Source organism: Stenotrophomonas sp. PS02300 (assembly GCF_029959395.1).
Lineage (GTDB): Bacteria > Pseudomonadota > Gammaproteobacteria > Xanthomonadales > Xanthomonadaceae > Stenotrophomonas > Stenotrophomonas maltophilia_AD.
Genome location: NZ_JASCOP010000122.1, coordinates 1 through 11974, shown reverse-complemented (window position 1 = coordinate 11974; position 11974 = coordinate 1). Strand labels below are relative to the sequence as shown.

Below are 11974 nucleotides of genomic sequence, written 5' to 3'. Positions count from 1 at the left end.
CCGACGCGGGCGACGACCCCCGGCGGGCCGTCCACGTCCGGCAGGGTGAGGGCCGGCCCCGGAGCGCCGGGCCGGGCCGGCACGGCGGCCGGCCGATCCACGGCGGCGAACCTGGGTTCCTGCGGCGCGCGCCCGACGTAGTACACGCCGGTGCCCAATCCCAGCGCCGCCGCCAGCGCCGCCACGACCATCAACGAGGTGCGGGGCGGCGGGGTGCTCATCGCGCGGTGCGCAGCAGCGCTTCTTCCACCAATGCCTGGGTCAGCACGGTCGGCAGCACGGTCGGTGGTGCGCCGGGGCCGTACACCACGTACAGCGGCACGCCCACGGCCTTGTGCTCTTCCAGGAACGCGGTGATCTCCGGGTCCACGTTGGTGTAGTCACCGCGCATGTACACCGCGTTGGTACGGCGCAGGGTTTCCTCGAAACCATGGGTGCCCAGCACCGCGCGTTCGTTGGCCTTGCAGGTCACGCACCAGTCGGCGGTCATGTTGACGAACACCACGCGGTTGTCCTGGCGCAGCCGGTCGAGCATCTGCGGCGAATAGGCCACCACGTTGTCGGCGGCCGCCAGCGCGGCCTTGGCCGGTGCAGCGATGCGGGTCACGCCCCACACCGGCACCAGCGCGCCCAGCAGCAGCACCAGCGCCAAGGCGGCGCCGACGCGCTGGCTGCGCCAGCGGCTGCGTTCGAACCACCACAGCGCCAGGCCCAGCACCACCAGCCCGGCCAGCACCAGCGCCATCGCATCCACGCCACGCTGCTTGCCCAGCACCCACAGCAGCCACAGCGCGGTGGCATACATCGGGAAGGCCAGCACCTGCTTCAGGGTTTCCATCCACGCACCCGGGCGCGGCAGGCGCTTGGCCAGCGAGGGCACGAAGCCGATCAGCAGGAACGGCAGCGCCAGGCCCAGGCCGAGCATCAGGAACACCAGCATCGCCGGCACCGCCGGTGCGGTGAAGGCATAGGCCAGCGGCGCCCCCATGAACGGTGCCACGCACGGGCTGGCCACCACGCAGGCGAGCACACCGGTGAAGAAATCGCCCATCGGCCCGCTGCGCGAGGCCAGCGACTGGCCCACGCCGCCCAGGCTGCCGCCCAGGGTGAACACCCCGGACAGGCTCAGGCCTACGGTGAACATCAGGTACACCAGCGCGGCGATGAACCACGGGTGCTGCAGCTGGAAGCCCCAGCCTGCGGCCTGGCCGGCGGCGCGCAGCGCCAGCACCAGCGCGCCGATCGCGGCGAACGCCACCAGCACGCCGGCGGTGTACCAGAGCGCATGGCTGCGCGCGCGCTGGCGGCTTTCGCCGCTCTGCGCCACGCCCAGCACCTTCAGCGACAGGATCGGCAGCACGCACGGCATCAGGTTGAGGATCAGGCCGCCGGCCAGTGCCAGCAGCAATGCGGTGACCAGGGTGACCGGCGCGGCACTGCCGCTGGCACCCGGAGGACGCGTGCGCTGGTCGTTGTCGGCGCTGGCGTCGGGCGTGCCGTCGGCGGGCAGCTCCAGGGCCGGTTCGTTCGGGCGGATCAGCATCGGCTGGGTCGCCATGCCGGTAGCCTCGCGCCCCTGCGCGCGCTTCTCGCGCGACACCAGCGGCGCGATCACTTCGCTGCGGCGTGCTTCTTCATCCGCGCTGGCGTTGACCTTGCCGGCCGGCAGGGCCAGCTTCACCCGCCGGGTCATCGGCGGGTAGCAGATGCCATCGGTCTGGCAGCCCTGGAAGGTGATCACCAGCGTGGCATCGGCGGCATCGGCCACGCTGCGGCGCAGCGGCAGCTTCACGTCGACCTGGTCGAAGTACACCGACACATCGCCGAAGTGTTCGTCGCGGTGCGACTTGGCGGCCGGCCACAGCGGCTTGTCCGCGCGGATGCCGGGGGCACCTTCCAGCTTCAGCGAGGTGCGGTCGCGGTAGAGGTAGTAGCCCGGCGCCGGGCTGAAGCGCAGCAGCACGGTGTTGCCATCGCCGACGATGGCTTCGAAGCCGAAGGCGCGCTCGGACGGCAGCGGCAGCGACTGGGTGCTGGCCGCACCGGGCAGGCGCAGGCCACCGGCGGCGCTGCCACCGGCCAGCGGGTTGTTGAACGGCGACGCGGCGCCGCCGCCCAAGGCCGGGGTCACGGCGCTGTCGGCGCGGGCGCTGCCACCCGGCAGCTTGACCTGCACGCTGCGCTTCTGCGGCGGGTAGCACACGCCGGCATCGGCGCAGCCCTGGTAGCGCACTTCCAGCGTCACCGTATCGGTACCGTCGGCGGCCTTGCCCGGCAGTACCGCGGTCAGCCGCTCGCGGTAGGTTTCCACCTCGCCGAAGAAGTCGTCGTGGTGCTTCTTGCCGGCCGGCATCTGCAGCGCCTCGGCACTGAAGCCGGCGTCGCTCTTGACCGTGGTGCGGTGGCGGTAGAGGTAGTAGCCCGGTGCGATCTTCCAGCTCACCTCGATGCGGTCGCGGTCGCGCGCCTGCGCGCTCAGCCCGAAGGCTTCGTCCACCGGCAGCAGGTCTTTCTCGCTGACGGCCAGCGCCGGCAGGGACACCACGAACAGCGCGCACAGCGCGGCAACACGACGAAACAGCGTCATCAATCAGTTTCCTCTCGGGTCTGGGCCCGAATCCAATCCAGGTACGCCGGCAGGCCGGCGCGGGTTTCGACCGCGATGCACTCGGGGAGTTCATACGGGTGCAGTACCTGCACGCGCGCGATGGCCGCATCCAGGCGGCTGCCGGTGGTCTTGATCAGCAGTTGGACCTCGTGGTCCTCGGTGACCTCACCGTGCCAGCGGTAGGTCGAATGCGCCCCGTCCAGCCGGGTGACGCAGGCGGCCAGGCGTTCTTCCACCAGTGCGTGCGCGATCCGCGCGGCGGTGGCCGCATCGGGGCAGGTGGTCAGAAGAATGAATACGGGATCGGGGGTCGACATGACCGCCGATTGTAATGCGGATGGAGCCGGTCCCCACGGGACCGGCTCCATCACAGACCCGTAGCCCCGGCCGTTGGCCGGATCTCGCGGTCGATCAGTTCGCCAGCTCGCAGGTCGCCGGCTTGGCCGACGTGAACAGGGCGGGCGTGCCCCATTCCGGGTGGTCGATGAACGGATTGCGGTTGCCCTGGAAGCTGTAGATCACTTCATTGCGGGCGCGTTCGGCTGCATCCGGCGGGTCTGACAGGTGCCAGTCGATCAGGGTCGAGAGCAGGCCCATGTAAGCCGGCGACGCCGAGGTCTTCACGATCCTGCTGCGGTCGTCGGTCAGCTCCAGGTCCGGTTCGGACTGGCCGGTGGCTGCATCCTTGCCGCCCTCATAACGGATCGCCATGTACATCACCGCACGCGCCATGTCGCCCTTGCGGTGGCCCCAGACCTCGAAGGTGCCGCCGTTGCCGTCGGGGGTGCGCACCCAGTTGGAATTGCCCGGGTAGCCGCCACTGCCGCCGCCGGTGCCATTGTTGGCTTCGGTGGCGCGCTCGCCGCAGTTGCTGTCGCACTTGGCAAACGGCTTGTTGCCGCGGTCCGCGTTCCACTGCGCATCGGTCAGGTACAGCATGTGGGTATCGGTGTAGGGCGCGTACGGCAGGCCCTTGTCGCCGGTGGTGCTGGCAAAGCCCAGTGAATTGGGCCAGGTGTGCTCGCGGTTGTAGGTCAGCCCGCTGCCGGTGCCGGCCCGGTCGCTGACCTTCGCGTAGCTGCGGTTGCGGTACGCGTCCAGGATCCGGCCGCTGTTGTTCGGATCCTCGTCGGCGATTTCCAGGATGGTCCAGGTGCTGGTGCCCGAGCCGCTGTACGGGTAGGAGGTGTGGCCCTTGATGGTGGCGTGCAGCGAGCAGCGCAGCTGGCTGGGGCTGGAGGTGTTGACCTTGGAGTAGTAGCTGCCCGGGTCCGGATCGGGGCCGGGGTCGGTACCGCCGCTGGCCACGGTGAAGGCGATGCGGGTATCGGCGGCCGGGCGTGCGCCCTGCGCGTCCTTGATGCGGGCGGCGCGGATGTCGAAGCGGCAGGCTTCGCCGGCCACCAGCGCGGTGTTGGTGGACAGCGTGAAGCGGGTGCCGCTGCTGGCGTGGGTCAGCGGTACCGCGCCGGACTGGCCGCAGCTGAGGGTGAAGGCGCCGGCGCTGACGGTGACGCTTTCACTGAAGGTCACGGCCAGGTCGGCGGCGGCCGGGAAGCTGGTCGCGCCCTGTTCCGGGGTGGTGGTGCTCACCGACGGGGGCGTGTTGGGGCCGGTGCTGCCACCGCCGCTGAAGGTCTGGCCGGTGTTGCAGGCACCGAAGGTCTGCGCGGCCGATCCGGCCCAGGTGAAGTGGGTGTACTGGCTGCCGCTGCCGGTGAGCTGCAGGGAGGTGCCCGGGGCGGTGCTGTTGCTCTCGCTGACCGGGATGTTCTGGCTGGTCAGCCCGGCGGCCGGGCCGCCGGACGCGGTGATGGTGCCTTCGTAGCTGATGAACTGGACCACCTTGCCGCTGGCATCGACCAGCGCGATGCCGTCGTTGGAGCCGTTCTGCAGGCCATTGGTGGGGTAGGTGACGGTGGCGATGCTGGCCTTGCCGCAGCCGGCGGCGGTACCGGCCGGCACGGCATTGTTGGCATAGACCGTGGCGGCCGACGGGGTGCTGCCGTTGTACAGGTACAGCCGGTAGGTACTGAGGTCCTCGCCGCCGGTGGCGACCACCTCGATGGCTTCGCCGACATCCCCGGCCGGGGTGCTGTCGTCGTAGTGCAGTTCATTGATGAATACGTCCGCCCGGGCGGAACCCGCGGCCAGCGCCAACAGGCACCCCAGGGACAGCGGTGTGAGCAACCTCATCTACGGCTCCTTGTGATTGGGTTTTGCCGGCCGAATCTAGCTAATCCATATGACACATCTATCGATTTGTCGTCTTCGGCACTCCGCATTGGGACGTGCGTCAAGAAAATGGCGGTCTGGGAGAAATCGTCGGCACCCCCTTGAAAGGGCCGGGGACAGCACCATCTCTGCCCTGTCCCGCACTGGCGGGTTTTTTCACGAGCGGTGCTGGCAGTCGCCTGGGGCGAGTGCTAATATCGCCAGACTTTTTCAAACCAATCAACAACTTAAGAGGCACGCATGAACATCAAGCCGCTTCACGACCGCGTCGTGGTCAAGCCGATCGAAGCCGACGAAGTCTCCGCCGGCGGCATCGTGATCCCCGACTCGGCCAAGGAAAAGTCGACCAAGGGTGAAGTCGTGGCCGTGGGCCCGGGCAAGCCGCTGGACAACGGCAGCGTGCGCGCGCCGTCCCTGAAGGTTGGCGACAAGGTCATCTACGGCCAGTACGCCGGCAGCAGCTACAAGAGCGAAGGCGTGGAATACAAGGTCCTGCGCGAAGACGACATCCTCGCCGTCATCGGCTGAGTTTGCGCCGCCGGGCTCTGCCTGGTCTTACGTGTCCCCAATCAATGCAGCCGGGCATCGCCCGGCGCCACATAAAAGGTAATCGCAATGGCTGCCAAGGAAATTCGTTTCGGTGAAGACGCCCGCGCCCGCATGGTGCGCGGCGTCAACGTTCTCGCCAATGCCGTCAAGGCCACCCTGGGCCCGAAGGGCCGCAACGTCGTGCTCGAGAAGAGCTTCGGCGCCCCGACCATCACCAAGGACGGCGTGTCCGTCGCCAAGGAAATCGAACTGGCTGACAAGTTCGAGAACATGGGCGCGCAGATGGTGAAGGAAGTCGCGTCGCGTACCAACGACGACGCCGGCGACGGCACCACCACCGCCACCGTGCTCGCCCAGGCCCTGATCCGCGAAGGCGCCAAGGCCGTGGCTGCCGGCATGAACCCGATGGACCTCAAGCGCGGTATCGACAAGGCCGTGGTGGCCGCCGTCGCCGAGCTGAAGAACATCTCCAAGCCCACCGCTGACGACAAGGCCATTGCCCAGGTCGGTACGATCTCGGCCAACTCGGACGAGTCGATCGGCAACATCATCGCCGAAGCGATGCGTGAAGTCGGCAAGGAAGGCGTGATCACCGTTGAAGAAGGCTCGGGCCTGGAAAACGAGCTGGACGTGGTCAAGGGCATGCAGTTCGACCGCGGCTACCTGTCCCCGTACTTCATCAACAACCAGCAGGCGCAGACCGCCGACCTGGACGATCCGTACATCCTGCTGCACGACAAGAAGATCTCCAACGTCCGTGACCTGCTGCCGGTGCTGGAAGGCGTCGCCAAGGCCGGCAAGCCGCTGCTGATCGTTGCCGAAGAAGTCGAAGGCGAAGCGCTGGCCACCCTGGTGGTCAACACCATCCGTGGCATCGTCAAGGTCGTGGCCGTCAAGGCCCCGGGCTTCGGCGACCGTCGCAAGGCGATGCTGGAAGACATGGCCACCCTGACCGGCGGCACCGTGATCTCCGAAGAGATCGGCCTGTCGCTGGAGAAGGCGACCATCGCCGACCTCGGCCGCGCCAAGAAGGTGCAGGTTTCCAAGGAAAACACCACCATCGTCGACGGCCAGGGCGACAAGGCCGCCGTTGAATCGCGCGTGGCCCGCATCAAGACCCAGATCGAAGACACCTCGTCCGATTACGACCGTGAGAAGCTGCAGGAACGCGTGGCCAAGCTGGCCGGCGGTGTTGCCGTGATCAAGGTCGGCGCGTCGACCGAAATCGAAATGAAGGAAAAGAAGGACCGCGTCGACGACGCCCTGCACGCTACCCGTGCAGCAGTCGAAGAAGGCGTGGTGCCGGGCGGCGGTGTTGCCCTGGTCCGTGCGGTCACCGCGCTGTCCGGCCTGAAGGGTGCCAACGAAGACCAGAACCACGGCATCCAGATCGCCCTGCGCGCGATGGAAGCCCCGCTGCGTGAAATCGTCGCCAACGCCGGCGAAGAGCCGTCCGTGATCGTCAACAAGGTCAAGGAAGGCACCGGCAGCTACGGCTACAACGCCGCCACCGGCGAATTCGGCGACATGCTGGCCTTCGGCATCCTGGATCCGACCAAGGTGACCCGTTCTGCCCTGCAGAACGCCGCCTCGATCGCCGGCCTGATGATCACCACCGAAGCGATGGTGGCTGAAGCGCCGAAGAAGGATGACGGCGCCGGTGCAGCAGGCGGCGGCATGGGTGGCATGGGTGGCATGGGCGGCATGGACTTCTAAGTCCCCGCACACGCGACATCCTGTCGTGCTGTAAAAAAAGGACCCCGCCGAAAGGCGGGGTTTTTTGTTGGGCAGCGGCGGTCGCAGTTGCGAATGAAACATTTTGCGTCGCACAAGAGCTGTGCTATCTATAGTCCCCAATGAACGCACGCCACGCCAATTCCTATTTTTGGTATTACTTTCCGAAGCCACCGGCGGAGGAAGGCATGCGTTCACCCTGAAGAAACCTTCAGACGCATTCCCGAAAGCCGCCAGCGCACCTGGCGGCTTTTTTGTTGCCGCCGCGCTGGGGACCCCCACCTTCCAGAGGACACCCCCATGCCCCCCCATACCGACGACCTGCGCATCCGCAAGATCGAGCCGTTGACCCCGCCCGCCCAGCTGCTGGCGATGCTGCCCTGCGATGAGGAGGCGTCCTCCACGGTGAGCGCCTCGCGCGCTGCACTGCACGAGATCCTGCACGGCCGCGACGACCGCCTGGCGGTGGTGATCGGCCCGTGCTCGATCCATGACCCGGTCGCCGCGATCGAATACGCACAACGCCTCAAGCCGCTGCGCGATGCCTACGCCGGCGAGCTGGAAATCGTCATGCGCGTCTACTTCGAAAAGCCGCGCACCACGGTGGGCTGGAAGGGCCTGATCAATGATCCGGACCTGGATGGCAGCTTCCAGATCAACAAGGGCCTGCGCGTTGCGCGCGGCCTGCTGCGCGACATCAACAAGCTGGGCCTGCCGGCCGGCGTGGAGTTCCTGGATGTGATCTCGCCGCAGTACATCGCCGACCTGGTTGCCTGGGGCGCCATTGGCGCGCGCACTACCGAAAGCCAGGTGCACCGCGAGCTGGCCTCGGGGCTGTCGTGCCCGGTCGGCTTCAAGAACGGTACCGACGGCAACATCAAGATCGCTGCCGACGCGGTGGGTGCCGCGTCCAATCCTCACCACTTCCTGTCGGTGACCAAGCAGGGTGATACGGCCATCGTCGCCACCGCCGGCAACCCGGATTGCCACGTGATCCTGCGCGGCGGCAAGGTGCCGAACTTCGATGCCGCCAGCGTGGATGCCGCCAGCCAGACGCTGGCCAAGGCGCAGCTGCCGGCGCGGTTGATGATTGATGCCAGCCACGCCAACAGCAGCAAGAATCCCGAGAACCAGCCGAAGGTGATCGCCGACATCAACGCACAGCTGGCGGCCGGCGAAGAGCGCATCGTGGGCGTGATGGTGGAAAGCCACCTGGTGGCCGGTCGCCAGGAACTGGTGGAAGGCCAGCCGCTGGTCTACGGCCAGAGCATCACCGATGGCTGCATCGGCTGGGACAGTTCGCTGCAGGTGCTGGAAGCGCTGGCCGAGGCCGTGCGTGCGCGGCGCGCGCGGCGTCTGGCCGAGGCGGCTTGACCCGCAGGGAGCCGGCCGCCGGCCGGCTCCACGAAAGATCCGCTCTACCGGAAGTCTGGTTTTGTTAAACAAAATCAATTGGATACTGCGCGTCTGGGGCCGCAGACTACAGGCCTCACTTGAGGGTCCTGCAGGGTGTATGTACAATGTATGCACAGTTCAGCAAGGTGCGGGTGCTTCCCATGGGAACCGCAAGCAAAGTCATCAATTTCCGGGCCCCTGCCGATAAGCAGGATCTGATCGATCGAGCCGTAGCAATCAGTGGCGTGAATCGCACCGAGTTCATCCTGGATGCCGCGTGCGACAGGGCACGCGAGGTGCTTGCCGAGCAGACGCAGTTCACCTTGAATGCTGGGCAGCTGCAGCGCTTCAATGCGCTGCTGGACGCACCGCTGGACGAGAACCTGGCGCTGCGCCGGTTGTTGAGCACGCCGGCGCCTTGGGAACGCTGAGCCCTTGTGGCTCTCCGCTCCAACCCCGCTGCACGCGGATCATCTGTTGGATGACTTTCGCTGCAGCGCCCCAGCCCTGGCGAAATGGCTGCTTGAACGCGCACGCCAGAACCAGGCGTCCGGCGCATCACGATGCTTTGTAGCCTGCGATGAGCAGCGTCGCGTTGTCGGTTACTACGCGCTCTCAGCCGGTTCGATAGCGCATGAAGCCGTGCCCGGACGAATCCGCCGCAACATGCCCGATCCCATTCCGGTCATCGTGCTGGGGCGGTTGGCGGTCCACGCGGACAGGGCGGGGCAGGGCATTGGCCAAGGCTTGTTGAAGGATGCGGTGCTACGTTCGCTGCAGGCGTGCGGTCAGGTCGGAGCACGCGCGTTGCTCTGCCATGCTATCGATGAGCCGGCCAAGGCGTTCTATCTCAAGCACGGTTTCATCGTTTCACCGATTCACCCGCTCACGTTGATGCTGCCTCTCACGTGCTAATGCACCTCGTCGCGGTACACGAACTTCGGCATTTCCCACTTGAAGTGGATGGCCAGCAGGCGGAACGCGAAGCCGCCGCCCAGGCACCACAGCGTGGCGGCGTTGAGTGACACGCCCAGTTCGAGCAGGCCCAGCCATGCCGCGCCGGTGAGCAGGGTGATCACCGCGTACAGCTCCTTCTGGAAGATCAGCGGCACCTCGTTGCACAGCACGTCGCGCAGCACACCGCCGAAGGCGCCGGTAAGCATGCCGGCGATCAGCACGATCGGCACCGCGTGGCCGCCGTCGCGCGCCACCGCGCAGCCGATCAGGGTGAAGCAGATCAGGCCCAGGCCATCGAGCACCAGGAAGGTGCGGCGGAAGTGGTGCATCCAGCGCGCCACCCAGGTGGCGATCAGCGCCGCACAGACGGTGAAGCCCAGGTACTCGGGGTGCTTGACCCAGCCCAGCGGGTAGTGGCCCAGCACGATATCGCGCAGCGAACCGCCGCCCAGCGCGGTGACGCAGGCGATGATGACCACGCCGAACAGGTCCATCCGCCGCCGGCCGGCAGACAGCGCGCCGGTCATGGCTTCAGCGGAAATGGCGATGAGATAGATGATGGACAGCAACATGCAGCGGCTCCGGAGGGGCGGGCGGGGACGGAAACGCGCCTCTCCCCTGCGTCCGCGGCGGATTCTAGCAGCCAGCGCACCCCTGCCGGTGGATAATCCCGGTATGCCCGCTGAACCCACCCCCTGGTACGTCTACCTGCTGGAATGCCGCAACGGCAGCTATTACGCCGGCATCAGCAACGACGTGGATGCCCGCTTCCAGGCCCACCTGTGCGGCAAGGGGGCGCGCTACACCCGCGCCAACCCGCCGGTGAAGCTGCTGGCGATGCGCGCATATCCCGACCGCTCGGCAGCTTCCAAGGCAGAATGCGAGCTCAAGCGCCAGCCGCGCGCACGCAAGCTGGCTTGGCTGCAGCAACGGAGTGCCGAAACATGACCGGAATCGACCGCGCCAAGGCGCGCGCAATGATCGGCAAGACCGTGCTCGCCGGCATGACCTACCTTGACGCCCAAGGCAACGCCCTGGAGCACCGCCAGATGGCCGGGCACGTGCTGCGCATCAATGACGACGAGGGCGTGGTACTGGCCAGCGCAGTGGACGGCGAGGAGCTGTTCCTGCCGCCCACGCTGGACCACTACACGCCGGCCGCCCCTGGCGACTACACCCTGCGCTCGATGGCATTGACCATCAGCGATCCGGATTTCCTGTGCACCTGGGACGTTCACCTCGCGCCCGGCAACGATCCCTGATCGGACGGCTTCGGCCGCCGGTCCTCGCGGTCATCACCAAAGATGATCCGCGCGCTGCGCTGGTAGCTCCAGTACGCCACCGCCCAGTTGAGCAGCACCACGATCCGGTTGCGGAACCCGATCAGGAAGAACACGTGCGCGGCGAGCCAGAACCACCAGGCGAGCACACCTGACAACTGCAGCCGGCCCAGGTGCACGATGGCGGCCATGCGCCCGATCGTGGCCAGGTTGCCGAAGTCCTGGTACTTGAACGGCCCGGGTGCCGGCTTGCCGTCCAGCCGCGCACGGACGGTTGCGGCCACATGCTTGCCCATCTGCTTGGCGGCCGGGGCAACGCCCGGCACCGGCCGGCCATCGGCCTGCTGCAGCGCGGCCAGGTCGCCGGCGACGAAGATCTCCGGGTGCCCGGCCAGGGTCAGGTCGGGCTGCACCGGCACGCGTCCGGCGCGGTCCAGCGGCACCTCCAGCGTCCGCGCCAGCGGCGAGGCGGCCACGCCCGCGGCCCACACCACCGTGCGCGCGGCAACGAACTGCTCGCCGAGCTGGAAGCCCTCGCCGTCGATGTGGCTCACCGCGGTACCGGTCAGCACTTCCACCCCGAGCTTCTCCAGCTGGCGCCGCGCTTTCAGCGACAGCACCTCGGGGAAGCTGGACAGCACCCGCGGCCCGGCTTCGACCAGCCGCACCTTGGCGCTGGCCGGATCGATATGGCGGAACTCGTTGCGTAGTGTGTGCCGCGCGATCTCGGCCAACGTGCCGGCCAGTTCCACCCCGGTGGGGCCGCCGCCGACCACCGCGAAGCTGAGCCAGGCTGCCTTGCGTGCCGGATCCGGCTCGGCCTCGGCGCGTTCGAAGGCCAGCAGCAGCTTGCGGCGCAGTGCGATGGCATCGTCCAGGGTCTTCAGGCCAGGCGCGTCGGCGGCCCACTCGTCGTGCCCGAAATACGCGTGGGTGGCGCCGGTGCACAGCATCAGGCTGTCGTAGCCCAGCTGGCTGCCGTCGGCCAGGGTGATCTGGCGGCTGGCCTTGTCGATGGAGGTCACCTCGCCCAGCCGCACTTCAACATTGCGCTGGTCGCCCAGGATGTGGCGCAGCGGCGCGGCGATGTCGGGCGCGGACAGGCCGGCGGTGGCGACCTGGTACAGCAGCGGCTGGAACAGGTGGTGGTTGCGACGGTCTACCAGGGTGATGCGGATGCGCGCGGGGGGGCCCCCGCCGGGGGGCCCCCCCCCGG

Annotated in this window: 12 protein-coding genes and 1 pseudogene; 7 read left to right on the top strand and 6 right to left on the bottom strand. The window is 67.6% G+C overall.

What is annotated here, in order from left to right; genetic code table 11:
* The 4 genes and pseudogenes from QMX79_RS17130 to QMX79_RS17115 all read right to left on the bottom strand — a co-directional run.
* Positions 1–221, bottom strand: a pseudogene (locus QMX79_RS17130) (hypothetical protein); the annotation flags it as partial.
* Positions 218–2587, bottom strand: a complete 2370-nt coding sequence (locus tag QMX79_RS17125) for a protein-disulfide reductase DsbD domain-containing protein (RefSeq protein WP_282247811.1) — start codon at positions 2585–2587, stop codon at positions 218–220. The gene QMX79_RS17125 and the pseudogene QMX79_RS17130, both read right to left, overlap by 4 nt.
* Entirely contained in the window at positions 2587–2925 is a 339-nt protein-coding gene (cutA, locus tag QMX79_RS17120; RefSeq protein ID WP_282247809.1) for a divalent cation tolerance protein CutA, read from the bottom strand. Before cutA ends, QMX79_RS17125 begins: the two co-directional genes overlap by 1 nt.
* Positions 2926–3019: 94 nt before the next feature.
* A complete protein-coding gene (locus tag QMX79_RS17115) occupies positions 3020–4804 on the bottom strand; it encodes an endonuclease (protein ID WP_282247808.1) in 1785 nt (594 codons plus the stop codon).
* A 279-nt stretch (positions 4805–5083) separates the two neighbouring features.
* Here QMX79_RS17115 and QMX79_RS17110 point away from each other — a divergent pair, with 279 nt between their 5' ends.
* The 5 genes from QMX79_RS17110 to QMX79_RS17090 all read left to right on the top strand — a co-directional run bounded on the left by QMX79_RS17110 (position 5084) and on the right by QMX79_RS17090 (position 9436).
* Positions 5084–5371 (top strand): co-chaperone GroES, encoded by a 288-nt coding sequence (locus tag QMX79_RS17110; protein WP_282247807.1) that lies wholly within the window; start codon positions 5084–5086, stop codon positions 5369–5371.
* An 87-nt stretch (positions 5372–5458) separates the two neighbouring features.
* On the top strand, positions 5459–7108 hold the full coding sequence (groL, locus tag QMX79_RS17105; RefSeq protein ID WP_282247806.1) for a chaperonin GroEL: 1650 nt from the start codon (positions 5459–5461) through the stop codon (positions 7106–7108).
* Positions 7109–7426: 318 nt separating this feature from the next.
* Positions 7427–8500 (top strand): 3-deoxy-7-phosphoheptulonate synthase, encoded by a 1074-nt coding sequence (locus QMX79_RS17100; protein ID WP_282247805.1) that lies wholly within the window; start codon positions 7427–7429, stop codon positions 8498–8500.
* Positions 8501–8646: 146 nt separating this feature from the next.
* Entirely contained in the window at positions 8647–8952 is a 306-nt protein-coding gene (locus QMX79_RS17095; RefSeq protein WP_282247804.1) for a DUF1778 domain-containing protein, read from the top strand.
* 46 nt (positions 8953–8998) lie between these two features.
* A complete protein-coding gene (locus QMX79_RS17090) occupies positions 8999–9436 on the top strand; it encodes a GNAT family N-acetyltransferase (protein ID WP_282247803.1) in 438 nt (145 codons plus the stop codon).
* Here the strand turns inward: QMX79_RS17090 and QMX79_RS17085 are convergent.
* Positions 9433–10050, bottom strand: a complete 618-nt coding sequence (locus QMX79_RS17085; RefSeq protein WP_282247802.1) for a trimeric intracellular cation channel family protein — start codon at positions 10048–10050, stop codon at positions 9433–9435. The genes QMX79_RS17090 and QMX79_RS17085 overlap by 4 nt on opposite strands.
* Positions 10051–10153: 103 nt before the next feature.
* Between QMX79_RS17085 and QMX79_RS17080 the strand changes: the two genes are divergently transcribed.
* Positions 10154–10426: a GIY-YIG nuclease family protein gene (locus tag QMX79_RS17080; protein ID WP_282247801.1), complete on the top strand. Its 273-nt coding sequence runs from the start codon at positions 10154–10156 to the stop codon at positions 10424–10426.
* On the top strand, positions 10423–10740 hold the full coding sequence (locus QMX79_RS17075; protein ID WP_282247800.1) for a hypothetical protein: 318 nt from the start codon (positions 10423–10425) through the stop codon (positions 10738–10740). Before QMX79_RS17080 ends, QMX79_RS17075 begins: the two co-directional genes overlap by 4 nt.
* On the opposite strand, the gene QMX79_RS17070 is transcribed toward QMX79_RS17075, so the two are convergent.
* The coding region (locus tag QMX79_RS17070) for an NAD(P)/FAD-dependent oxidoreductase (RefSeq protein ID WP_282247799.1) at positions 10713–11974 on the bottom strand (1262 nt) is incomplete at its 5' end. The genes QMX79_RS17075 and QMX79_RS17070 overlap by 28 nt on opposite strands.